The organism is Thermomonospora cellulosilytica, from assembly GCF_014138835.1.
Taxonomy (GTDB): domain Bacteria; phylum Actinomycetota; class Actinomycetes; order Streptosporangiales; family Streptosporangiaceae; genus Thermomonospora; species Thermomonospora amylolytica.
In genome coordinates, this window is the sequence record NZ_JACJII010000001.1 from 629,655 (window position 1) to 652,936 (window position 23,282).

The 23,282-nt window shown below is 72.7% G+C and carries 24 protein-coding genes; 11 read left to right on the top strand and 13 right to left on the bottom strand.

Annotated features, from left to right (window positions below; translation table 11 throughout):
• The first annotated feature begins 18 nt into the window (after positions 1 to 18).
• Complete coding sequence (locus tag HNR21_RS03005; protein ID WP_312880812.1) at positions 19 to 1,290, top strand: ABC transporter substrate-binding protein; 1,272 nt, start codon at positions 19 to 21, stop codon at positions 1,288 to 1,290.
• A gap of 110 nt (positions 1,291 to 1,400) precedes the next feature.
• Positions 1,401 to 4,247, top strand: coding sequence for an AAA family ATPase (locus tag HNR21_RS03010; RefSeq protein ID WP_182703943.1), 2,847 nt, complete (start codon positions 1,401 to 1,403; stop codon positions 4,245 to 4,247).
• A gap of 44 nt (positions 4,248 to 4,291) precedes the next feature.
• On the opposite strand, the gene HNR21_RS03015 is transcribed toward HNR21_RS03010, so the two are convergent.
• The 5 genes from HNR21_RS03015 to HNR21_RS03035 form a co-directional block, all read right to left on the bottom strand.
• Complete coding sequence (locus HNR21_RS03015) at positions 4,292 to 5,104, bottom strand: methyltransferase domain-containing protein (RefSeq protein ID WP_312880813.1); 813 nt, start codon at positions 5,102 to 5,104, stop codon at positions 4,292 to 4,294.
• A 623-nt stretch (positions 5,105 to 5,727) separates the two neighbouring features.
• Positions 5,728 to 6,063, bottom strand: a complete 336-nt coding sequence (locus HNR21_RS03020; protein ID WP_182703944.1) for a hypothetical protein — start codon at positions 6,061 to 6,063, stop codon at positions 5,728 to 5,730.
• A gap of 45 nt (positions 6,064 to 6,108) precedes the next feature.
• Positions 6,109 to 7,230 carry a helix-turn-helix domain-containing protein gene (locus HNR21_RS03025; protein WP_182703945.1) on the bottom strand — a complete coding sequence of 374 codons (1,122 nt, stop codon included), beginning with the start codon at positions 7,228 to 7,230 and terminating at the stop codon, positions 6,109 to 6,111.
• Between the two features lie 130 nt (positions 7,231 to 7,360).
• The gene (locus HNR21_RS03030) at positions 7,361 to 7,804 is read right to left on the bottom strand and encodes a DUF6463 family protein (protein WP_182703946.1); all 444 of its coding nucleotides are present in this window, start codon (positions 7,802 to 7,804) and stop codon (positions 7,361 to 7,363) included.
• Positions 7,801 to 8,421, bottom strand: a complete 621-nt coding sequence (locus tag HNR21_RS03035; protein ID WP_182703947.1) for a DUF2867 domain-containing protein — start codon at positions 8,419 to 8,421, stop codon at positions 7,801 to 7,803. The genes HNR21_RS03030 and HNR21_RS03035 overlap by 4 nt, the downstream gene beginning before the upstream one ends.
• Before the next feature lie 94 nt (positions 8,422 to 8,515).
• On the opposite strand from HNR21_RS03035, the gene HNR21_RS03040 reads away from it, so the two are divergent.
• From HNR21_RS03040 to HNR21_RS03050, 3 genes are all read left to right on the top strand, one after another.
• Entirely contained in the window at positions 8,516 to 9,067 is a 552-nt protein-coding gene (locus tag HNR21_RS03040) for a TetR/AcrR family transcriptional regulator (RefSeq protein ID WP_312880814.1), read from the top strand.
• A 103-nt stretch (positions 9,068 to 9,170) separates the two neighbouring features.
• Positions 9,171 to 9,950 (top strand): ABC transporter ATP-binding protein, encoded by a 780-nt coding sequence (locus HNR21_RS03045; RefSeq protein WP_182703949.1) that lies wholly within the window; start codon positions 9,171 to 9,173, stop codon positions 9,948 to 9,950.
• 3 nt (positions 9,951 to 9,953) lie between these two features.
• Complete coding sequence (locus HNR21_RS03050) at positions 9,954 to 11,312, top strand: FtsX-like permease family protein (RefSeq protein ID WP_119728022.1); 1,359 nt, start codon at positions 9,954 to 9,956, stop codon at positions 11,310 to 11,312.
• A 70-nt stretch (positions 11,313 to 11,382) separates the two neighbouring features.
• Here HNR21_RS03050 and HNR21_RS03055 read toward each other — a convergent pair whose 3' ends face one another.
• From HNR21_RS03055 to HNR21_RS03075, 5 genes are all read right to left on the bottom strand, one after another.
• Positions 11,383 to 12,084, bottom strand: coding sequence for a hypothetical protein (locus tag HNR21_RS03055; protein WP_182703950.1), 702 nt, complete (start codon positions 12,082 to 12,084; stop codon positions 11,383 to 11,385).
• 77 nt (positions 12,085 to 12,161) lie between these two features.
• Entirely contained in the window at positions 12,162 to 12,287 is a 126-nt protein-coding gene (locus HNR21_RS35835) for a hypothetical protein (RefSeq protein ID WP_281402021.1), read from the bottom strand.
• Between the two features lie 12 nt (positions 12,288 to 12,299).
• Positions 12,300 to 13,418, bottom strand: a complete 1,119-nt coding sequence (locus HNR21_RS03065; RefSeq protein ID WP_182703951.1) for a methyltransferase domain-containing protein — start codon at positions 13,416 to 13,418, stop codon at positions 12,300 to 12,302.
• 223 nt (positions 13,419 to 13,641) lie between these two features.
• Entirely contained in the window at positions 13,642 to 13,917 is a 276-nt protein-coding gene (locus tag HNR21_RS03070) for a hypothetical protein (protein WP_182703952.1), read from the bottom strand.
• A complete protein-coding gene (locus HNR21_RS03075) occupies positions 13,914 to 14,450 on the bottom strand; it encodes a hypothetical protein (RefSeq protein WP_182703953.1) in 537 nt (178 codons plus the stop codon). Before HNR21_RS03075 ends, HNR21_RS03070 begins: the two co-directional genes overlap by 4 nt.
• 347 nt (positions 14,451 to 14,797) lie before the next feature.
• Here HNR21_RS03075 and HNR21_RS03080 point away from each other — a divergent pair, with 347 nt between their 5' ends.
• Together HNR21_RS03080 and HNR21_RS35840 are read left to right on the top strand one after the other, a co-directional pair.
• Positions 14,798 to 16,054, top strand: a complete 1,257-nt coding sequence (locus HNR21_RS03080) for a helix-turn-helix domain-containing protein (RefSeq protein ID WP_182703954.1) — start codon at positions 14,798 to 14,800, stop codon at positions 16,052 to 16,054.
• Positions 16,055 to 16,170: 116 nt separating this feature from the next.
• Positions 16,171 to 16,305 (top strand): hypothetical protein, encoded by a 135-nt coding sequence (locus HNR21_RS35840; protein ID WP_281402022.1) that lies wholly within the window; start codon positions 16,171 to 16,173, stop codon positions 16,303 to 16,305.
• 16 nt (positions 16,306 to 16,321) lie between these two features.
• Here HNR21_RS35840 and HNR21_RS03085 read toward each other — a convergent pair whose 3' ends face one another.
• The 3 genes from HNR21_RS03085 to HNR21_RS03095 form a co-directional block, all read right to left on the bottom strand.
• Entirely contained in the window at positions 16,322 to 17,092 is a 771-nt protein-coding gene (locus tag HNR21_RS03085) for a crotonase/enoyl-CoA hydratase family protein (RefSeq protein ID WP_182703955.1), read from the bottom strand.
• Between the two features lies 1 nt (position 17,093).
• On the bottom strand, positions 17,094 to 17,633 hold the full coding sequence (locus tag HNR21_RS03090; protein ID WP_182703956.1) for a PaaI family thioesterase: 540 nt from the start codon (positions 17,631 to 17,633) through the stop codon (positions 17,094 to 17,096).
• Between the two features lie 61 nt (positions 17,634 to 17,694).
• Positions 17,695 to 18,387 (bottom strand): hypothetical protein, encoded by a 693-nt coding sequence (locus HNR21_RS03095; RefSeq protein WP_182703957.1) that lies wholly within the window; start codon positions 18,385 to 18,387, stop codon positions 17,695 to 17,697.
• A 192-nt stretch (positions 18,388 to 18,579) separates the two neighbouring features.
• Here HNR21_RS03095 and HNR21_RS03100 point away from each other — a divergent pair, with 192 nt between their 5' ends.
• From HNR21_RS03100 to HNR21_RS03115, 4 genes are all read left to right on the top strand, one after another.
• On the top strand, positions 18,580 to 18,996 hold the full coding sequence (locus HNR21_RS03100) for an acyl-CoA thioesterase (RefSeq protein WP_119728011.1): 417 nt from the start codon (positions 18,580 to 18,582) through the stop codon (positions 18,994 to 18,996).
• 25 nt (positions 18,997 to 19,021) lie between these two features.
• Positions 19,022 to 19,873, top strand: coding sequence for a patatin-like phospholipase family protein (locus HNR21_RS03105; protein ID WP_182703958.1), 852 nt, complete (start codon positions 19,022 to 19,024; stop codon positions 19,871 to 19,873).
• Positions 19,874 to 20,285: 412 nt separating this feature from the next.
• Complete coding sequence (locus HNR21_RS03110) at positions 20,286 to 20,918, top strand: OB-fold-containig protein (RefSeq protein WP_182703959.1); 633 nt, start codon at positions 20,286 to 20,288, stop codon at positions 20,916 to 20,918.
• A gap of 78 nt (positions 20,919 to 20,996) precedes the next feature.
• Entirely contained in the window at positions 20,997 to 23,144 is a 2,148-nt protein-coding gene (locus HNR21_RS03115; protein ID WP_182703960.1) for a flotillin family protein, read from the top strand.
• Positions 23,145 to 23,282: the final 138 nt, after the last annotated feature.

Consider the following 23,282-nt stretch of genomic DNA (forward strand, 5'->3'; position numbering starts at 1 on the left):
ACCCCCGAAGGAGGCAACGTGCTCGCTCCACGTTTCCACCCCCCCGGCTTCCACGGTGGTCCGGTCCGTCTGGCGGCCCTCACACTCGTGGTGGCCGGGCTCGCGGGCTGCGCCGGCAAGGCGACGGCGCAGTACTCCGACTCCATGCGGACCGGGCCCGGTGTGGCCGCAGACAAGATCACCGTTGCCGCGCTGACCGACCTGACCGGCCCCTACGCCCCGCTGGGCAAGGGGGTGACCCAGGCGCAGAGGCTGTACTTCGATCGGTTCAACGACGCCGGCGGGGCCTGCGGGCGCAAGGTGGAGCTGGTCGTCCGCGACCACGGGTACGACGTGCGCAAGGCGGTGACCGCCTACACCGAGGTCGCGCCGCACTCGGCGGCGATCCCGCAGATCATCGGCTCCCCCATCACCGCGGCGCTGCGGGCCCGGATCGAGGCCGACCGGGTGCTGACCGTGCCCCAGGCGTGGGCGCACACCCTGCTCGGCAGCAAGTACGTGCAGATCGTGGGCACCACCTACGACGTCGACATGGTCAACGGCGTCGAGTTCCTGACCAAGGAGCACGGCCTGCGCGCCGGCGACAGGATCGGGCACCTGTACCTGCAGGGCGACTACGGCGACAGCGCCGTCACCGGCTCCCGGTGGGCCGCCCGGCAGTCCCGGCTGGAGCTGGTCGAGCACGAGGTCGCGCCCACCGACAACGACATGACCGCGGCGGTCGCCGCGTTCCGCCGGGCCGGCGTGCGGGCGGTGCTGGTGAGCGTCGGCCCGCTGCAGGCGGCCTCGCTGGTCGGGGCCTCCGCCGCCAAGGGGCTGAACGTGCCCTTCGTGGCCAGCAACTCGGCGTTCGCCGAGCAACTGCTGGACACCCCGGTCGGCCCGTACTTCGAGAAGGACTTCTACGTGCTCAGCGCGGCGGCCCCGCCGTCCGCGCCGATCGAGGGCATCCGGCAGGTCGCCCGTGACTACCGGAAGACCTACCGGGGGCAGCCGGTCGACCTCGCGGTGATCGCGGGGTACGGCGCGGCCGCCACCGTCGGGGAGGCCCTCAAGAAGGCCTGTTCCATGCGCGACCTCAGCCGTGAGGGCATCGTGGCCGCGCACCGTTCCAACTCCCAGTTCCTCACCGGGCTGGGCGGTCCCGCGCAGGACTACTCCCGGTGGACCGTCCCGGCGGCCCGTTCCGCCTATGTGCTCAAGCCCGACCGCGACGAACTCGGCGGGCTGAAGATACACCGCCAGCCCGTGGAGTCCCCGCTGGCGGAGAAATACACCCCACCCAGCTGAGCAGGTGAACCCCTTCCACAGCGTTCCGGTCCGCCGGAGCGCCGGTGTCCGCTACCCCGCGACCCCCGGACACGCCGGAAGAGGTCCAGTTCTGAGCGGGAAGGAACGACATGCCACCCGACTCGTTGTTCGCACCCCCCAAACCGCCGGCTCCGGCCCCCGTCGCCGCCGAGCCCGTCGCCTCCCCCGGTCCCGCGCTGTACGGGCGGGACGAGGAACTGGCCGCCGTCCGCGCCCTGATCGCCCGGGCCCGGTCGGGCCGCGGCGGCGCGCTCGCCGTGGTGGGCGGCGCGGGCATGGGCAAGACCGCGCTGCTGGACGCCGCCGTCCGCGAGGCCGCGCCCGACTTCCAGACCATCGGCACCCGCGGCATCCGCGGCGAGTCCCGGTTCGCGCTGGCCGGGCTGCACCGGCTGCTGCGGCCGGTGTTCTCGGCGACCGCCGGGCTGCCCGCCGGGGAGGCCGCCGCGCTGGCGTTCCTGACCGGCGCGGGCGGGCCCGGCCCGGCCGCCGACCCGTTCGCGCTGTGCCGGGCGGTGCTCGGGCTGCTGGCCGAGCTGGGCCGGTCCGGCCCGGTGCTGTGCTGGGTCGACGACACCCACCACCTGGACCGCCCGTCGCTGGACGCGCTGACGTTCGCGGCGCGCCGGCTGGCCGACGAGCCGGTGGTGCTGCTGTTCGCCGGTGACGACCGCGGCGAGGACCGGCTGGACTGCCTGGCCGACATCCCGGCCATGCGGCTGCATCCGCTGGACCCGGACGCGGCGCTGAAGGTGGTGCGCGACCACATCCCGGACGTGTGCGGCGACCCGGCCGCCGAGCTGGTGGAACTGGCCGCCGGCAACCCGCTGGCGCTGGTGGAGCTGGCCGCCGAGCTGACCCCCGAGCAGCTCACCGGGCAGGCCCCGCCGCCCGCCGCGCTGCCCCGCGACAGCCGGATGCGCACCCACTTCCGGCGGCGGCTGGACGCGCTCGGGCCCGGGGCCCGCACGCTGGTGCTGCTGGCGGTGGCCGACGACCGGCTGGAGCTGGACACCCTGACCCGGGCCGCCGCCGAGGCCGGGGTCGACCTGGCCGAGTGGGAGCGCGCCCAGCGGTCCGGGCTGGTCCGGGTGGACGGCGAGACGGTGCGGGTGCCCGACCCGCTGGCCCGCACCTGCCTGTACGCCGACGCGACGCTGGCCGAACGGCGGGCCGTGCACGACCTGCTGGCCCGGGTGCTGGACCGGCCGTGGCACCGGCTGCGCCGGGCCTGGCACCGGGCCGCCACGGTGCAGGGTCCCGATCCGGAGCTGGCCGACGAGCTGTGCGCGGGCGCCGCGCTGGCCGGGGCGGCGGGCAACCACGCCGACGCCGCCCGCGCCTGGCGGCGGGCCGCGGCGCTCACCCCCGACCCGGGGGTCAAGGCGGACCGGCTGCTGGCCGCCGCCGAGGACTCCTGGCGGGCCGGCCGCCCGCACACCGCCCGGACGCTGCTGCGCCTGGCCCGGCCGCTGGCCCGCACCCCCGAGCTGGCCGGCCGGGCGGACCTGCTGCACGGCGAGATCGAGCTGCGCGACGGGCATCCGGTGGCCGCCCGCCGGCTGCTGCTGGAGGCCGCCGAACGGCTGGCCGCGCCGCGCCGCAACCTGGCGCTGACCGCGCTGATGCGGGCCGCGGAGGCCGCCGACCTCATCGGCGACAGCCGGGCCAACCGGCAGGCCGCCGAACGCGCCGCCCGGTTGCGGCACCCGGCCGAGCCCCCGGTGACCGAGCTGATGCTGGCGCACTTCTCCGGCATGGCGGCGGTGGTCTTCGACGGCCGGCACGTGGAGGCCCGTGCGGCGCTGCGCCGGGTGGTGGAACTGGGCGAGGCCGGCACCGACCCGGTGGCCAAGACCTGGGCGGGCAGCGCGGCCATCGCGCTCGGCGAGGACCAGCGGGCCTACGAGCTGGCGGCGCAGGCGGTGCACCGGGCCCGGCGGCCCCGTTCCACCTCGCTGCTGCCGTGGTCGCTGGTGATCCTGTCGCTGTCGGAGTGCCTGCTGGGCCGGTTCCACGCCGCGCTGGCCGACTCGGCCGAGGGGCTGCGGCTGGCCCGGGCGGCCGGGCAGGAGAACTGCGCGATCGACCATCTGGCGCTGATGGCGCTGGTCAGCGCGCAGCTCGGGGACCGGGACACGACGACGGCGCATCTGGCGGAGATCACCGAGCCGGTCGGGGTGCGCGGGCTCAGCCGGCCCGCCACCGTCGCGGCCTGGGCGCTGGCCTGCCTGGACCTGGCCGACGACCGGCCCGCCGACGCCGCCGCCCGGCTGCGGCTGCGCACCGCCACCGGCGCCCAGCACCGGGTGATCCGGACGCTGGCGATCCCGCACTACGTGGAGGCGGCGGTGCGCTGCGACCAGCGGCGGCAGGCGACCCGCGCGCTGGCCGCGTACGAGGCGTGGGCGGAGGGCACCCGCAGCCCCAACCGGCTGGCGCTGGCCAACCGGTGCCGGGCGCTGCTGGCCGACGACGACGAGACGGCGATCCGGCACTTCGAGGAGGCGCTGCGGCTGCACGCCTCGGCCGACTCGGCGTTCGAGCAGGCCCGCACCGCCCTGCTGTACGGCCACCGGCTGCGCCGCAGCCGCCAGCCCCGCGCCGCCCGCGACCACCTGCGCAACGCCCTGCAGATCTTCACCGAGTACGGCGCCGAACGCTGGGCCGAACGCGCCCGCGCCGAGCTCCGCGCCGCCGGCGAGACCGTCGAGCCCGCCGCCGCCCCCGCCGGCCTGGACCTGCTGACCCCCCAGCAGCTCCAGATCGCCCGGCTGGTGGCGGAGGGCGCCACCAACCGCGAGATCGCCGCCCAGCTCACCCTGAGCCCCCGCACGATCGAGCACCACCTGCGCAACATCTTCGCCCGCCTGGACATCCGCTCCCGCGTCGAGCTGACCATGCTGCTCACCGGCGGCGGAGCCCTCTCCCGCTGACCCGGAGCCTGCGCCCGCCCACCGGCGCAGGTGGGCGGGCACGGTCAGATGACGTTGCCGGGGTCGTCCAGCCAGACCCGTTGGCCCTGGGGAGTCACCGTGACGCCGAAGCGCGTGGAATCGGGCCTTCCCGCCTTCTCCCACCGCTCCTTTGCCTCCCGGGCGACCGCGTAGGACTGCCGTTGACCGCGCAGCGGCATGAACCAGGACGGGCCGGCAAAGCGTCCCTCAGCGGTCCCGGTCCCGTCCTCCCGCACGGTGAGCACCGCCAGCGGGCAGTCCGGATGGAAGGTGGCCGCCCACGGCACCAGGATCAGCCCGCCGGGCCGGGTCTGCTCGACCCAGGCGTACGGAACGGTGTGCGCGGCGGCCGTGGCGACGATCCGATCGTACGGCGCATTCGGCGGATATCCCTCCTCGCCGTCCCCCGTCACCACCTGGACGGGGTAACCGGCCTTGCGGAGGGATTGCCGCGCCTGTTCGGCGAGGGCGGCGTCGACTTCGATCGTGGTCACGTTCTCCGCGCCGATCAGATGGGCCAGCACCGCCGCGTTGTATCCCGTCCCCGTTCCGATCTCCAGGACCCGCATCCCCTCTTCGAGACGCATGGCGTCCAGCATCTTCGCCATGATGGGCGGTCCGCTGCTGGAACTGGTCGACCAGAATCCCCGGTCCTTCGCACCGTCGTCGACCTGGACGATGACCGACTCGTCGGAGTGGACCAGCGTCGCCCACCTGTCCGGCTCGGCCGACCGGCTCAACGGCCTCATGTATCCGTCCTCGCCGTCCACCCAGATCACATCGGGGATGAAGAGATCGCGGGGCACCGCGCGCAGCGCCTCCCGTGCGGACTTCACACGTAGCCCTTTCCCCCGCACAGCGGGCAGGATCGCTTCACCACTTTTCCGTCCCTGGTCTCCTCGACGGTCTTGTCACCCCTGCACCCCGAACACGTCACCTTCTTCCGGTGCTTCCCGCGGTCACCTTCTCCGTCCTTGCCCCAATCCTTGCCCTTGCCCACCTCACCTCTCCCCTCGACATATTCACCGCAGTGTACGCCCGCCCCCGCATCCAGCCCACGGCATCGGGATCAGGACAGCGGTTCACCCACTTTAAGCAAGGCTGTTTCCTCAGCAGGGACAGGTCTCGATTCCACCCACCCATCGAGGCATCCCAGCATCTTCGCTTTGCGCCTGCGCGTCTTCTTTCACAGACCCGGCCCGCCCGCGCGCCGTCAAGGCGGGCCGGGGCGTCTATTCCTGCGAAGGTGCGAGGCCGGCTCCCCTGATCGTGCCCCTCATGCCGATCACGAAAGGACGAGTCACACCCGGAGTGGTCTGGAAACGTCGGAGCAGGGAAAAGAACGCTCGCGCGATCGTCGGCCCTGCGGCCACCCCGAAGACGGCCCCGAACGCCACGCACACCGCGCCGTACAGCCCGAGAAGCACGGCGATCTCGCCCAGCTCGCCCGGACCGACCATCACGGCCGGGCCTGCCCGTTCACCCGCACGGCGCGGGCGATCGCCGCCACCGCCCCCTCGAGGTCGTCCACCGGCCCGATCGCCTCCCCCGACACCGCCCAGACGAACCGCCAGTCGCCATCGATGAAGTCCGCGCCGATCTCGGCCTTGTACTGCGGCATCTCGGAATTGATCACGCACAGCACCGGAACGCCGTCCCGTGTCACGATCCCGCACGCCAGCCCCGGATTCCCCCGAACGGCCTCGTCCAGCGCCTGCAGAAAGGTACGCCTGTCATTGACCAATACCGGCCGGTCACCTTTGCCCGCCGCGCGCCGTCCTCTGTCGAAGCTCATGCAACGGAACGGTAGGCACCCGGCTCCGCACGGGGAGTGGCCTATTCAGTGGCCACCGTTCTCGATCTCCTGCATGAGGAGCCGCAGCGTCAATGAGTGCTTCTCGGGAGGAAGCCGATCAAGGGCGGCCCGGGCATAGGCCGTTCCGCCGGACTTGTCCCCCGCGCGGACCAGCATGAGCCCTTTGTGCATTTCGAGGTGAGTTGCGAATCTGGGCAGGCTCTCGGGAAGTTCGGCATGGGCCGCGTCCTGCGCCGTGACGGCCAGGCGTTCTTCACCCAGCCGGGCGGCCAGCAGGGAGACGAAGACGTTCATACGCCACCAGGGCACGGCGTAGTCCGATGTCTGCTCCTGTGATCCCGCCCTGTCGAACACCCGGCGGCCCTCATCCAGCAAGGACAGGGCGGTGCCGCGATCACCTCTGATCGCGGCGACGTGCGCCTTGCCCATCAGCGCGTTCAGCCGCCCGAGCGAGGGAACGTCGCTGATCTGCATGGCCTGCTCGGCGAACATCTCGGCCATTCCCAGCGAGGCGCCCTCGTACCCGAGGGCGATCGCCGCACGCCCGCGCACCCACACCCGGGCCGCGTCGTCGCCCGAACGATCGGCCGCCTTCGCCGCCATGCGATACCAGTTGGCCGCCTTCGCGCCGTCGGATCCCGGGAAGGTCTTGCCGTAGAGCGTCATCAGCTTGGCCGCGATCTCCCACATGCCGGGCTGATCCAGATGCTGTTGCAGGACCACCAGATCGTGGGCCAGGCGCCGCTGGATCTCGGCCGCCCCCAGTGACATGTAGTCACGGCCATAAACGTTCAGCCTGTCCTGCCAGTAGTCCAGGGGAAGGCCATCGGCGGCCAGGGCGGCGGAAAAGCCGGAGCTGATCAGGTCGGCGGCCACAACGGGCGCGATCGCCGTCGCGGCCATGTCCGTGAGGAATCTGCGCCTGTGCAACTTAGCGTCCTCGAGAACGGTCAGGGGAACCTCTAGCACTGCGGCCAGGTGCCGCAGCCAGAACGGGCCGGGGGTGCGTTTGGAGTTCTCCCACCGCGAGATGTCCTCACGGCACACGGTGGCACGCCCCGCTGATTCACAAAGCAACTCGGCCAGCCGGCCCTGGGAGTACCCCAATGCCTCGCGAAGATCGCGGATCAGCGGTCCCAGCGTCATGCACCCATAGTGCCCCCTGACAAGTGGCCACGGAGGTGGCCACTCCAGTGGCCGGCAATCCGCACCGCCTGAGCCTGATGCCCGTGGCGAACCCCCGGCCAGTCGGCGTCCGGCGGCGGGCGGGTGGGGATCACGGCAGGTCGTTCTGGCGGGTTCGGGTCGCTTGTGGCCGGGGTTCTTTCCGTGCGGCCAGGATGATGAGGGCGCCGGAGACGACGCCCGCGAAGTACGGGGACGGCACGAGCAGGACGCCGCCGACGAAACACCATGCCGCGAGGCCCCAGCCGATCCCGGCGGGCACGGCCACCCCGCGTCCGGCGAGGTGCCATGTCAGGCAGCCCAGGAGGATCAGGGGCACGGCGAAGCTTCCCGGACCGGCCCAGAAGGCGAGCTGGTTCTGCGGGGACCCGGCGTCCCCGTCCGCCAGTGCGAGCGGGACGGCCGCCCACACCCCCCGATCCACCCAGCCGGTGACGTCCTCCTGGGCGAGCAGGGTCAGCAACAGCAGGTGACCCGTCCCCAGCACGAGCATGATGCCGCTCGCCCAGCGCAGCGGTCGCTTGGCGGCGTTCATCGCCGGCCCCGTTCACCAGGCCGCGCCGCGAGGTCGCCGCGCTCGCGCCAGGCCCGTTCCCACCGGCGGGTCAGGGCCGGATAGACGACGAGGTGCCGGAAGGGCGCGATGGCGGCCATGTAGAGCCGCCCGAACCATCCGTTGGGCTTGACGAGAACGGCCATCCGCAACTCGTGGTCACCGTTCGCGCCCTGCGCCCAGCCGAGGTGCATCACGGTGTGCACGGTCTTGTTCGCCAGTTCGCGGGCGGACTCCGTGGCGAGTTCGTAGACCCCTTTCAGGGGCATGGCGTCGCTGTCCCGGCCCCGGGGCGCATCGCGGAGGTCGTCGGGCAGGCGGTCGCGGAGCGAGGCGACCCGCGCACCGACGCCCGTCGCCGGGTCGTCCCAGCCGAGGAGCGCGCCGAGCCTCCACCGGACGGCGAACAGGAACCGCACCGGCCGGGGCTGTCCGGCGAGCCCGCCGCCGGTCCGCATCGCCGCCAGCATCGCCGGGAAGTCGCCGGGTCCGGCTCCGGGGGTGCGGAACGCCCACACGTCCTCGACCCGGAAGTCGCCGGTGAGTTCGTGGATGCGCCACGGATGCTCGGTGTGAGTGGACTTCGCGAGTCGTGCCACAGTGGGACCTCTCGTTCTGTACGGAGCCGTACATCTCATTTGTACGGTACCGTACACTCTCTCGACACGGACATCCCCGAGAACAGGTGAGCAGGTGCCTCCCACCGCCCGTACCCCACGAAGCCGCTGGATCGAAGCCGGACTCGACGCCCTGGCCCGGGGCGGGCCGGACGCCGTCCGGATCGAGGCCCTGGCCGCCGAACTCGGGGTGACGAAGGGCGGCTTCTACGGGTACTTCGACGGTCGTCCCGCGTTGCTCGCCGAGATGCTCGACGAGTGGGAACGCCGCTGCACCGACGACATCCTCGAGCAGGTCGAGTCCGAAGGCGGGGACCCCGCCGGACGGATCCGGCGCGCCGGCCAGCTGACCTTCTCCGACGACCTGCACCGGATCGATCTCGCGGTCCGCGAGTGGGCCCGCCACGACCCGTCGGTCGCGGCGCGGCTGCGGCGGGTCGACAACGTCCGGATGGACTTCCTGCGCGCGATGTTCGGGAGCTTCATCGAGGACCCCGACGAGGTCGAGGCGCGGAGCATCCTGACCTTCGCGCTCGCGATCGGCCGTCACTTCATCGCCGCGGACCATCCCGGACGCACCAGACGCGAGGCCGTCCACCTGGCCGGAGAACTCCTCCTGCGCCCCTGACCTCGGACGCCCGAGGTCCCCGGCCGCCGGGCCGTCAGCGGTGGTCAGTCGTTGTCAGCGGCGGGTGCGCGGGCGGTCAGCGGGGTCCTCGAACCTCGGGGCCATGAACACGAGACAGCACAGCAGTGCGGAGGCGCTCCGGCTGGTGTCGGTGCGCAAGGTGTACGGGAGCGGGGACAACGCGGTGACGGCGCTGGCGGGGGTGTCGCTCAGCCTGTCGGCCGGGACGTTCACCGCGGTGATGGGGCCGTCGGGGTCGGGCAAGAGCACGCTGCTGCAGTGCGCGGCGGGGCTGGAGCGGCCGACCGAGGGGCAGGTGTTCGTCGACGGCACCGAGATGACGGGGGGCGGCGAGAAGGCGCTGACCGAGTTCCGGCGGGAGCGGATCGGGTTCGTGTTCCAGCAGTTCAACCTGCTGCCGACGCTGACCGTCCTGCAGAACGTGACGCTGCCGCTGAAGCTGGCCGGGCGGCGGGTGGACCGGGACCGGGCGGTGGAGATCCTGCGCCGGGTCGGGCTCGGCGACCGGCTGGAGCGCCTGCCGGCCGAACTGTCCGGCGGGCAGCAGCAGCGGGTGGCGATCGCCCGGGCGCTGGTCACCTCGCCGAAGGTGATCTTCGGGGACGAGCCGACCGGGGCGCTGGACACCCGCAGCGCCCGCGAGGTGCTGGCCCTGCTGCGGGGGGCCGTCCACACGTACGGGCAGACCGTGGTGATGGTGACGCACGACCCGGTGGCCGCCGCGCACGCCGACTCGGTGCTGTTCCTGGCGGACGGGCAGATCGTCGGGCATCTGGCGAACCCCACCGCCGAGGCCGTCGCCGAACGGCTCACCCACCTGGCCGACGAGGTCGCCGCGCGGCGCGGGATGGCGGAGGTCTGAGCGATGTTCTCCCTGGCGATGCGTTCGCTGCGGCACCGCGCCCCGGCGTTCGCGGCGAGCTTCCTGGCGATGCTGCTGGGCGCGACGATGATCATGGCGTTCGCGTCGATGCTGGACACCGCGGGCGGCGCGGGGGTCTCGTCCGCCGACGAGGAGACCCTGGTCACCATGGCGTCCGTGGTGGGCGGCTGGGGCCTGATCCTGGTGCTGTTCGCGGTCGCCTCGACCCTCACCCTGGCGGTGCGGCAGCGGGCCGCCGAGATCGCCCTGCTGAAGAGCGTCGGGGCGACCCCGGCGCAGGTGCGGCGGATGATCCTGGGCGAGACGGCGGTGCTGGCGCTGGCCGCCTACGCGCTGGCGATCGTTCCGGGACTGCTGGGCGGCCGGGCGCTGCTGACCCTGCTGCAGGACACCGACCAGGTGACGGCCACGGTCCAGCACGCGTTCGGGCCGGTGGCACTGGCCATGGGGTTCTGGGTGACGTTCGCGGCCTCGATGGGCGCGGCCCTGCTGACCGCCCGCCGCGCCGTCCGGATGCGGGTCACCGAGTCGCTGCTGGACGCGGCGGCCGGGCCGCGGCGCACCAGCAGGAAGCGGATCGTCGGGGGCATCGGCTTCCTGCTGCTGGCGACCGACCTGGCGGTCATCACCGCGACCGTGATGCGCGGCGAGGGCACCGAGGCCATGCAGACCGCCGGGCAGACCTCCATCTGGGCGTCGATCGGGTTCGCGCTGCTCGGCCCGGTGCTGGTGCGGCGGGTGGCCGGGCTGCCGGCGGCCCCGCTGGCCCGGTTCGGCGGCGGCAGCGGCCACCTGGCGGTGCAGAACATCCGGCGGCGCGCCCACCAGCTCGCCGGGGCGCTGGCGCCGATCATCCTGTTCACCGGGATCGGCACCGGCACCCTGTACATGCAGCAGATCGACAGCGCCGCGATCGCCGCCGAGGGCGCCGTCCCCAACGACATGCAGAAGAACATCGAGACCCTCAACCTGGTGGTGATCGGGATGATCGTGCTGTTCGCCGCGATCATGCTGATCAACACGCTGGTGGCGACCACCGTGCACCGGCGCGGCGAGTTCGGCCGGCAGCGGCTGGCGGGGGCCACCCCCGGCCAGGTGTACGGGATGATCGCGCTGGAGTCGGCGGTGCTGACCGTGACGGGCGTGCTGTTCGGGCTGGTGGCCTCGCTGTTCACGATCCTGCCGTTCAACTACGCCCGCACCGGCACGGCGGTGCCGGACGTCGGGCCGGGCACGTTCCTGGGGATCGTCGCGGTGGCCGCGGCGCTGGCCATGGTCACCAGCCTGGCCGCCACCGGGCGCACGCTGCGCACCCCGGCCGTGCAGGCGGTGGCGGTCTGATCCCGACACCGTTCCGGGGGGCGGTCGCCGACACGGTGGCCGCCCCTTCCGGCGTGTTCCGGAGCGGCCGTCAGGTCAGGCGGAACGTGGCGAGGATCTGCTCGCCCTCCTTGGCGGGGCTGCCGGGCGCCGTGCTGATCGCGACCTCGCACACGTCGTCGCCGGTGCCGGGGACCTGGATCTCGATGGTGTCCTGGGTGACGCCGTTGGAGCCGGTGCTGGTGTAGGAGATCCGGAGCCCCTGCCTGCCGCCCACGGTGACGTCGGTGATCCGCAGGTTCCTGCTGTCCTTGTTGAGGGCCTGTGCCTTGCGCCGCAGCGCCTCCAGGTCGTTGCCGACGATCCCGCCGGGACCGCACACGGCCTGCAGGTGGTTGGCGTACGAGGCCTGCTCGGTGGCGGTCTCGATGGCGAACACCGCGCCGTGCTTCTTGAGCTCTCCCAGCGCCACCTCGACCAGCTCGGGCAGTTCCCCGCCCTCCAGGCCGAACGACCGGCGCACCGACCGCGCGCCGTGCGCGGTCGGATCGATGGTCTGCCAGCTCGGCGGCAGGGCGAGGGTGAACCCCGTCCCGTCGTGCCGCCGCCAGCCCGCCGGGACCTCCGCGGGTCCCGCCGCGGGGCTCTGAGTCGCGGGAGCGGCGGTGCCGGGCTCCTTGGTGGCGGTGACCCGGCCGTCGTCGCCGGAACCGCCGGAACCGCCGCAGGCCGCCGTCAGGGCGAGCAGCAGGCCCGTCCCCAGAACGGCGAAACGATCTCTGCGCTGAAGCATCGCCGAAATCTACTACGGCGATGATCTTCCGGATCGCCGCTCGTCGCGGACATGGCCGGACATGGCCGGATGTGGCCTCAGATGCCGGTGAAGTCGCCGTGGCGTCCCGCCCCGGCGGCGAACCGGGCGGCGCCCTCGATCGCCTCGCCCATCGCCCGCATGCCGTGCCGGTACTCGTTCGCCGGCGCCCCGGCCTCGGTCATACCCTTTCCAGATCAGGCGATGCGGTGCGCCGGACCGTCCATCCACAGATGGAAACCGTCAGCGCTCACGGTGATGCCGTACCGATCACAGCCCGGTCGCCCCCACGACTGCCAGCGGAAGTAGGCGTCCTCGGCTTCCTCCCACAAGCGGCGGGGGCCGTGCTGCCGCACCGGGTACTCGGTCTCACCGGGTACGTACCGGGCCACCGCCCATGACCGCGATCCGGGGTCGCTCAGCCACCAGTCGATGACGTCGTCCTGGAGTTCCCGCTCGAACGCGCGGACGCCCGGCAACAGCGCCGCCATGGCGAGGTCGGCGCCCCGGGGCGCCCACGCCAGCGTGCGCGGGTCGATCCGGGTGGTGGTCTCCTCGTGCTCCCCGCCGAAGTACAGGTCGCGCCGTTGAGCCCGGAGGAGCATGTAGTCGGCCGAGTCGCCGACGCGGCCGAGGGCGGTGCCGTCCGGCTGTACGTGCAGTACGAGCTGGTGCCCCCAGCCGATGCCCGGCGACCACGGCAGCACGATGATCCCGCCGGGCCGGGTCTGCTCGACCCACGCATACGGCACGCTCCGCACTCCGCAGGTGACGTGGACCCGGTCGAAGGGGACGGTGTCCGGGTGACCGGCCGCGCCGTCCCCGACGATCAGGTTCGGGTGCAGGCCGACGCCTTCGAGATTCGCCGTCGCCCGCTCCGCCAGGACCGGGTCGACCTCGATGCTGGTGACGTTGTGGTCGCCGATGGCGGCCGACAGCAGACCGGCGGTCCAACCGGTGCCGGTGCCGATCTCCAGCACCCGGTGATGGTCGTGGACCTCCAGCAGCCGCAGGAAGGACACCACCAGCGACGGCTGCGAGCACGAGGACGTGTAGTCACGCCCGTCCGGCAGGTCGGTGGTCCCGTCGTCGACCTGCGTGACGATCGGCTGGTCGGAGTAGACGGCCTGCCACCAGCCATCGGGATCGGCGGCCTTGTCGATCAGCCGGTCCGGGCCGGACGCAGGCCCGGCCAGGATCCGATCCGGGACGAAGGCGTGGCGGGGCGCCCGGTGCATCGCGTCGCGCCATGCCGGGGTGGCGTCGGCCGCGTCCGCGAGGGCGTCGATCGCCGCCCGTGGATCAGGGGCGATCATTTGCCGCCCTTCCCGCCGCCCTTTCCACCGCCGCTGTCACCACTGCTGCCGTCCTTGGACGGCTGCGGCCCCTTGGACGGGTCGAAAGGCTGATCCGTCGGCGGGCCGTTGTGCTTTCCCATAGGTCGGTTCCTTCCTTGCGCGGGCAATGTGGTCGCGGTCATTGGAGATGTCACCGGCAGAAATCCGTCACCTGTCCGATGGCGTTCATGCCGCGCTCCCTTCAGGTGCCGTCCGGGGTGTTCGCGAACCGGCCCTTGACGTCCACCACGGCGTCCATCACCCGGCTCACCTCGCAGATCGGAGCGCCGCCGGCACGGGTGAACCACAGCCGCCCGTTGTCGGAGGCGCGCCGCTGCACCCACACCTCGGCCCTCCGGCCCTCTTGGTCGGTGACGGTCAGGTGGTGGCCGACCACCAGGACGCGGTACGCCTGGCCGCGCAGCGCGGCGGCAAGGGCGCCCAGTGCCCTGCTGCGCTCCTCGGCGGTGGTGATCATGCCGCCGCCACGAGTCCGAGGCCGGACATGAACCGCCGGAACCTGCCGGGCGTCGGCTCGGCGACGTGCCGGGGACCGGCGTGCCGGGGACCCGCCTGGGTCGGCCGCCGGGGCGGGCTGGTGGGCGCGGTGGTGCAGGACGCCTGCTGCGGGGGCGTCGACCGCACCACCGCGCCGTCAGCAGCCCCACCCGGCGTGCGGCGCTGGGTCGGCTGCGCGAACGCCGGGCGGGGGGTCTGGGGGGCCGCCGAGGACGCGGTGACGGCCCGGCGGCGGGATGCCTGGGCGAGCGCCTTGTAGTACGCGGCGAGCTGGGCCGCCAGGTCCGCGGCGCTCGTCGCCTGGATCAGCACGACCGCGCCGCTGGGCGCGGCCAGCCACAGGCCGGACTTCGGCCCGTACCAGGCGAGAGCGTCGGGGAACCGGGCGTGCAGCGCGGCGAGCTGCCGCTGCCGTCGCTCCTCCTTCGACCGCTCCTCATCCGGTGTGGGGACGGGGATCGGCCACACGGGCGGCGCTAGGGTTGTGCTCACGTCAGGAACCTCGCTTCCTGGCCAGGCCCCGGAACCCCCGACGCGGGCACGTCGGGCCGGCGCCGCTTGCATATGCGGAAATGACCATGCGCCCGGCGGCAATCAAAGTGCTGTGAGAACGTGGCCTGGTGCGACCCGGCCGCCCAAAGGGGATTTCGTGCTTGTCCAGGAAGGCCGCCCCTCCGGTGGCTGACGATTCCTGCTCTCGGCGATGCACGATCCCTCCCGGACGTCGGGGCGGTGAATGCATTCAGTGAAACCGCGGCACACGCCGTGCATCAAGCGGCATCATGGGTAACACTGGGGATGTTCCCCGGGTAACTCGGTGAGAAAGGTGTGCGTGCACCATGACCACCGCCGAGCAGCGCGCCATAGCAGCGCGTCTGAAGGCTGAACGCGAGCGCCGCGGATGGGGCCAACGCAAAATGGCCCGTTTCCTACGTGATGCCGTCGACGATCCCCAGAAGCCTGAACTGCCCAGCTTCGTCACCTATGTGAAGCGGTGGGAGTCCGGAAAGGTCCCCGTCACCGACTCCCGCTACCGCACCGCCTACGCCGCCGTTTTCGGCATGGACGAGAACGAGCTGTTCGCCCCGGATCGCTCGGCGCCGCCATCGCTGTGGCGCGCCCCGGCGTTGGACGGTGAGCTCGGCCCGGACGAGGAGGAGCGTCTGATCCTCGCCGCACGGCGACCGGTTCGCGCGGACCCGGTCGTCGTCGAGTCGCTGGCGACGATCCTCGCCGCACAGCGCCGCACCGAGGACATGATCGGATCGGCCGCCCTCATCGAGCCGGTACGCGCCCAGCTCGCCACCATCCAGGAACTGGTCATCGAGGCGCGCGGCCCGATCCGTCCCGAGGTCGTGAACGTCGCCGCACAGTGGGCGCAGTTCGCCGGGTGGCTGCACATCGCCACCGGCGATCTGGAGTCCGCCCGCGAATGGCTGAACCGGGCGACCGACTGGTCCATCGAGGTCGGCGATCTCGCCCTGACCGACAGCATCACCTCATGGAAGGGGTACCTGGCCGAGCACGCCGGCCACCTCGGTCCCATGATCGGCATGGCACAGGCGGCGCAGCGCCACCGCAGCGGCCCGGGTCGCGCCTACGACCTGCACATGGAGGCCCGCGGGCACGCGCTGGTGGGCGATCGGGCCGCTGCGGACCGTGCCCTGAACGCGGCGTGTGAGGCGGTCGCCGCCGCCCGGCCCGCCGATGCGCGCCAGTGGGAGTACTACTACTTCGCTCCCGGCTTCTGGAATCTGGAACGGGGGGTGGCGCTGCGGTACATGGGCCGCAACGACCCGGCGCGCACCCAGCAGGCCATCGAGCAACTGGCCACCGGCCATGCCGCGCTGCCCGCCGACATGCGCGGCTCGGAGTGGGGAGGCGTTTACCTGTGCCACCAGGCCGCCGCGCACCTGGAGGCCGGAGACGCCGAGTCGGCCGTCGCGGTCGCCTCCGACGCACTGGCCGTGGCACACGCCACGTCCTCGGAGTCACTGATCGGCCGCGTGCGCCGGTTGCACCGCCGCCTGGCCGATGACTGGCCGGGCCGCTCGGACGTCGCCGAACTCGGTGAGGCACTGGCCGCCGGCACCTGACCGTTACCCGCCGACGTCCGCGTGCTGCTGGGGCGGATGAGCCACTACCGGTCCACGCCCGAGGTCGCCGACCTGATGGACCGGGCGCACGACTGGCTCACGGTGTCGTCGACTTCGTGATCCACTCCAGGCGCGTCGAGGCGCTGGAGGCGTTCGCCGCCGCGCTGGCCGAGGTGCTGGCGACGGGAGACGTGACACCCCGGCATCACCGCCGTGACCAGTGCGGCCGGCACGTCGAGAGCAGCCCGTGATGCTTCCCCGGTGACCTCAAATATCGGTGAAGTCCCCGTGGCGGCCCGCGCCGGCGGCGAACCGGGCGGCGCCCTCGATCGCCTCGCCCATCGCCCGCATGCCGTGCCGGTACTCGTTCGCCAGCGCCCCGGCCTCGGTCATGCCCTCCTGCTCCAGCAGCGACATGCGGTCGCCGCGCAGGCAGGTCTGCGGGAAGCGGGCCAGGTCGGCGGCCAGCGCCTCGGCGGCGGCCCGCGCCTCGCCGGCACCGACCAGCCGGTTGACCAGCCCGATCTCGTACGCCTCCCGCGCGTCCACGGGGCGGCCGGTCAGGATCATGTCCATCGCCCGGCTCGCGCCGATCAGCCGGGGCAGCCGCACCGTTCCGCCGTCCACCAGCGGCACGCCCCAGCGGCGGCAGAACACCCCGAACACCGCGTCCGGCTCGGCCACCCGCAGGTCCGCCCACAGCGCCAGTTCCAGTCCGCCGGCGACCGCGTGCCCGGCGACCGCCGCGATCACCGGCTTGCCCAGCCGCATCCGGGTGCAGCCCATCGGGGCGTCGGCGGGGGGCGGGTCGGCCCGGTTGCCGCGTTCGGTGCCGAGGGCCTTGAGGTCCGCGCCCGCGCAGAACGTCCCGCCCTCGCCCCACAGCACGGCGACCGCCGCGCCCGGGTCGGCGTCGAACGCCCGGAACGCCTCGGCCAGCGCGGCGGCGGTCGGCCCGTCGACGGCGTTCCGCACCTCGGGCCGGGCCAGGATCACGGTGGTGACGGGGCCGTCGCGTTCGACGCGGACGCCGCCCACCTCAGCGCTCCTCGGTGAAGTGCTCCAGCGGCACCTCGATGAACACCGCGGCGGCCCGCACCGCGACCGGCCCGTCCGGACCGCCGATGCGGCCCTCGCCCTCCATGTAGGCCTTGCGGCCGTGCACCCCCGTGCATCGGGCCGTCAGGTGGACCCGCGAGCCGACCGGCACCGGCCGCACGAAGTCGGTCTCCAGCCGTCCCGTCACATACCGGCCGCCCAGCAGCCACGCCGAGGTCCCCAGGATCTCGTCCATCGCCGCGGCGAGGATCCCGCCGTGCGCCAGCCCCGGCGCCCCCTGGTGCTCGGGGATCACCGTGAACTCCCCGTACGAGGTCGAGCCCTCGTGCCCGGTCCGGGTGATCCGCAGCCCGTGCGGCACCTCCGGCCCGCACCCGAAACAGGCGTTGCCCAGCACGTCCCCGATCTCGGAGAAGTCGAGTTCGGCCTTGGGGTCCACCCGGGGCTCGGCCGCGTCGGGCGGCGGGGTGGTGAGGTCGGAACGGGGGCTGGTGCGTCTCGCCGGGTTCGGGACGGTCATGCCCCCAGACATTACCCAGCGCCCTGACGCGGCTCATCCGCCGGGCGGCGTGGCCCGATCGTCAGTACGTCCATATGATGACGGCGTTCACCTCGGCGTTCAGGTGCTCCGCCGCGGCGCGGACGGCCCCCTTGGGCGCCTGCGCGATGGTGACCACCACGAAGCGGTTCTCGGGCCTGACATCGCCGTGGCGCCGGCCGCCGGAGGTCCGGCCGTCCTGCAGGAACCTCATCTGCTCCGCCTTGAGCGTCGCGGCGGCGCGGCGGGCCGCCGCCTCGTCGTCGAACCGCAGCACATGAGCGGTCACCGGGAACTTCCGGTCCACGGTCACGAACGCGCCCTCGACGCGGCCCCGGCAGCCGAGCCGCTGCAGCAGCGCACGCGCCTGGGCGCCGACGGCGCCGGCCTGGCAACCGGACGCCCCGTCGGCGACGGCCGCCGCCGTGCGGTCGTAGTCGAGACCGGGCGTCTTGAACCGGGTGCCGGTACCGAAGAACGTCTCGGCCGTGAACGGCGCGCTCTTGCGCACGGGCGGGGCCGCGGGCTTTTCGTCCTCGGCATCCCCCAGGAAGAAATGCATGTACAGCGCGGTGCCGAGCGGGGCCAGCACCATGATCGCCACCATCATCACGGCGAACCGCTTGAGGCCCTTCAGGCCGCCGGACGGATCGCCGCCCGCACCGCCGGGCCCCACCCCGTGGGGACGGGATCCCACCCCGTACGAACGGTCGAGCGGCTCCGATGACTTCACCACAGTCCCTCCCGCATCTCGATGTGAGCCCGGCGGTCCTGCGAAGGGTCGCCGCGACGGGGACCGGGCGTTCCGGGGCCGTCCCGCCAGGCGGGCGGGACGCCAGGACGCGTCATCGAGGACCTGACCGGGCCGTCCGGGCCGTGCACGGGGCCGAACGGTCACGGTCGGACATGGAAACATAAACTGCTCGCCGTGAGCGCCGACTTCGGTTACTGGGAGACCGTCCCCACCCGCTGGAAGGACAACGACGTCTACGGCCACGTCAACAACGCCGTGCACTACTCGGTGATGGACACGGTCATCAACAACTGGCTGATCCGGGAGGCGGGGCTGGACGTCCACCGGGGCCGGTCGATCGGGCTGTGCGTGGAGTCGCAGTGCGTCTACAAGGGCTCGATCTCCTATCCCGAGGCGTTCCGGGTCGGGCTGCGGATCGGTCATCTGGGGCGTTCCAGCGTCCGGTACGAGGTGGGGCTGTTCCGCGAGGACGGTGCGACGCCGCTCGCCGAGGGGCGGTTCGTGCACGTGTTCGTCGACCGCGACACGCGCCGGCCCGTCCCGATCGACGAGCCGATGCGCTCGGCGATGCGGAAACTGATGGCCGGGTGACCCCGGACGAGGAGAGGAACACGGGATGACCATGGACGGCGGGCGCGCCCTGGTGCTGGGCGGCGGCGGTGTCGCCGGGATCGCCTGGGAGGCCGGGCTGCTGACCGGGCTGGCCGAGCAGGGGGTGGACCTGACCGCGGCCGACCTGATCGTGGGGACCTCGGCGGGGTCGGTGGTCGGCACGTTCGCCGCGTACGGGGCGGACCTGGCGGCGGCGGTCAAGGCCATGCGGGAACGACCGCAGGGCGAGTCGGCCGCGACCTCCGGCGGGGTCGACCCGGAGGTCATCCTGTCGGCGTTCGCGATCCTGTACGACAAGACGCTCGAGCCCCAGGAGGCGCGCGCCCGGCTCGGCCGGATGGCGCTGGAGGCCCCGGTCGCCGAGCGCGGCGTGGTGCTGGAGGAGCTGGGGCGGATGCTGCCCGGCCAGGAGTGGCCGGAGCGCCGGCTGATCGTGACCGGGGTGGACGCCGAGGACGGCTCGTTCGCGCCCTGGGACGCCGGCTCGGGCGTGCCGCTGGCGCTGGCGGTACGGGCGAGCTGCTCGGTGCCGTGCGTGTTCCCGCCGGTGGAGATCGGCGGCCGCAGGTACATGGACGGCGGCACCCGTTCGGTGACCAACGCCGACCTGGCCAAGGGCGCCTCGGCGGTGGTGATCCTCGAGCCGATGGGGCACCTGACGCCGCGCGAGACGCTGCGGCGCGAGCTGGCCGAGCTGGGCGACGCCCGCGTCGCCGCGATCGGCCCGGACCAGGCCGCCATCGAGACCTTCGGCGCCGACATCCTCAGCCCCGCCCTGTACGGCCCCGGCTTCCAGGCCGGCCTCGACCAGGCCGCCTCGGCCATCGACGAGATCCGCAAGATTTGGGACGCCTGACCCCCGACGCCGCCGGCCGGCCCTGGCCCCCGTGGGCCAGGGCCGGCTTCGGCTTTCTACGGCTGGCCATATGCGGTCAGAGGGGTTTCAAACCGCTCTCCGCCGGGGCGCGTCGTAATCGGCGTGCATGAGCGGAATGGGACGGTGCGGCGGTGTGCCGGCACGTCCTCGGCGGCGGCCCGGTCCTGGGTCCGCGGCCGGAAAATCGATGGACGCGAATCGGGCATCCCGTTAGAGTCCGCTCAACGGTGTGCCGGGAAGTCTGGTCGGCAGGGATGGCCGAGCGGGCTCGTGTCCGGTGCGACCGTGCGCCTTTCTGCCGTCCCCGTGAAAGGCCCGGCCCGCGGCCGGGTTCCTGCGACGGTGCGGGCCCCCTGGGCGGCGGGCCCGGCACGGGGAGGTCGGCTGGGCCGTGGGCGGATTCATCGGGTTGGTCTTCTCCTTCCCCACCGTGCTGTTCACCTTTTCGCTGCTGGTCGTCGTCGGCTACTGGGCGTTCGTCGTGCTGGGCGCGGCGGACCCGGAACTGCTGGACGGCGACGCGGGCGGTGCGGCGGCGGACGGCCTGGGCGGGGTGCTGGGCGCGCTGCGGCTCGGTGACGTGCCGGTGACCGTCGCGCTCTCCCTGCTGATCGCGTTCTCCTGGTTCTTCACTCTGGTCGGTGCCGTCGTGCTGGATTCGTTCGATCTGTCCTCGCCGCTGGAGATCGCGCTCGGCCTGGTGGCGCTGGCACTGGCCGTGGTGGCCGGGTGGCTGGCCGCCTGCCTGGTGGTGATGCCGCTGCGGCGGGCGCTGCCGCGCACCAAGGAGGCGTCCCGGCGCGACCTGGTCGGGCGGCCCTGCGTGATCCGCACCTCCCGGGTCGACGCCGCGTTCGGCCAGGCCGAGGTCACCACCGAGGACGGCTCCACCGTCATCGTGCAGGTGCGCCAGGACGTCGAGGACCCGCTGGCCGAGCCGCTCACCACCGGAAGCACCGCGCTGATCTTCGACTACGACGAGGCGGGCGAGTTCTTCCGGGTCATGCCCCACCAACCCTGGTAACCCGCTGGACCCCTGCGGCCACCGCCCGCCGTAACGGCGCGCCGGGCGGGCCGACCGACCCCTCGAAGGGACGTACGCATGGAATCCATAACCCTGGGGCTCGGCGTGCTCATCGCCGTCGTCCTGCTGATAGCGCTCGGCATGGTGATCGTCGTCAGCCGGCTGTTCCGCAAGGTGGAGCAGGGCAAGGCGCTGATCATCTCCAAGGTGCGCAAGGTGGACGTGACGTTCACCGGCGCGGTGGTGCTGCCGGTGCTGCACAAGGCGGAGATGATGGACATCTCCGTCAAGACCATCGAGATCGCCCGGACCGGCCGGGAGGGCCTGATCTGCCGGGACAACATCCGCGCCGACATCCGGATCACGTTCTTCGTGCGGGTCAACAAGACCGTCGAGGACGTCATCAAGGTCGCCCAGGCGATCGGCACCGAACGGGCCAGCAGCCAGGAGACCCTGCAGGAGCTGTTCAACGCCAAGTTCTCCGAGGCGCTCAAGACCGTCGGCAAGCAACTGGACTTCGTCGACCTCTACACCCGGCGCGAGGAGTTCCGCGACCACATCATCCGCGTCATCGGCACCGACCTGAACGGCTACAGCCTCGAGGACGCGGCCATCGACTACCTCGAGCAGACCCCGCTCAGCGAGATGAACCCGGCCAACATCCTGGACGCCCAGGGCATCCGGAAGATCACCGAGCTGACCGCGATCGAGCACGTGCGCACCAACGAGTTCCAGCGCAACGAGGAGAAGGAGATCACCCGCCAGAACGTGGACGCCGCCGAGGCGATCCTGGAGCTGGAACGGCGCAAGGCCGACGCGGAGATCAAGCAGAAGCGCGAGATCGAGACCATGAAGGCCCGCGAGGAGGCCGAGATCGCGCGGGTGCAGGCCGAGGAGCGGCTGCGGGCGCAGACCGCGCACATCCGCACCGACGAGCAGCTCGGCGTCCAGCACGAGAACAAGGCCCGCGAGATCGCGGTCGCCGAGAAGAACCGCGAGCGGGTCATCGCGATCGAGAGCGAGCGGATCGAGAAGGACCGCATGCTCGAGGTCATCGCCCGCGAGCGGGAGACCGAGCTGACCCGCATCGCCGCGAACAAGGAGGTCGAGGCGGAGAAGCGGGAGATCGCCGAGGTCGTCCGCGAGCGGATCGCGGTGGAGAGGACGGTGGCCGAGCAGGAGGAGGCCATCAAGCGGCTGCGCGCCGTCGAGGAGGCCGAGCGCGAGCGGCAGGCCCTGGTCATCGCCGCCGAGGCCGAGGCGCAGGAGGCGCTGGTCAAGGACATCAAGGCGGCCGAGGCCGCGGAGGCCGCCGCCAAGTTCAAGGCCCGCGAGGAGCTGACGCTGGCCGAGGCCCGGCAGCAGACCGCCGACCTGGACGCCCGCGCCAAGATCCGGCTCGCCGAGGGGATCCAGGCCGAGAAGGCCGCCGCCGGGATGGCCGACGCGCAGATCCGCGCCCGCCACGTCGAGATCCGGGAGCGGGAGGGCCTGATCGAGGCCCAGATCCGGGAGCGCAACGCCGCCGCCATCGAGAAGGAGGGTCTCGCCCAGGCCGCCGTCGAGCGCGAGCAGCGCGCGGTGGAGGCCGCCGCGCTGCGGGACCGGCTGCAGGCCGAGGCCGACGGCGAGAAGGACAAGGCGCTGGCGCAGGCCGAGGGCATCGCCGAGAAGCTCAAGGCCGAGGCCGCGGGTCTGACCGAGAAGGCCGAGGCGATGGCCAGGCTGTCCGACGCCACCCGCGAGCACGAGGAGTACCGGCTGCGGCTGGAGGCCGAGAAGGACATCCGGCTGGCCGGCATCGACGTCCAGCGTCAGGTCGCCGAGCAGCAGGCCAACGTCATCGCGGCGGGCCTGCAGAAGGCCGACATCAGCATCGTCGGCGGCGACAGCGTCTTCTTCGACAAGCTGGTCGGCTCGGTGGCCCTCGGCAAGGGCATCGACCAGTTCGTGGACAACTCCAAGGTCGCCCGCGACCTCGCCGGCCCCTGGCTGGAGGGCAACGGCCGCTTCACCGAGGACATCACCCGCCTGCTGTCCGGCCTGGACACCGCCGGCGTCCGCGACCTCACCCTGTCGGCCCTGCTGCTCCGTCTGATCAAGGCGGGCGGCCCCGACACCGAGAAGCTGACCGAACTGCTGAACACCGCCACCACGATGGGCCTGGCCGACACCCCGGTCAGCACCCTCCAGCCCCCCGTGGTGACCACGGCCAAGGTGGTCTAGCTTCTGGCCGCGCCTCCGGCGCGGCGGCTCGCGGGCCTGGGGACGCGCGGCCGTTCGTCGTCGCGGTTCAAGATCGCTCGTTCCTCGCGATCTTGAACCGCTCCTCCTCACGACCACGCGGGCCCGCTCGCGGGTGGC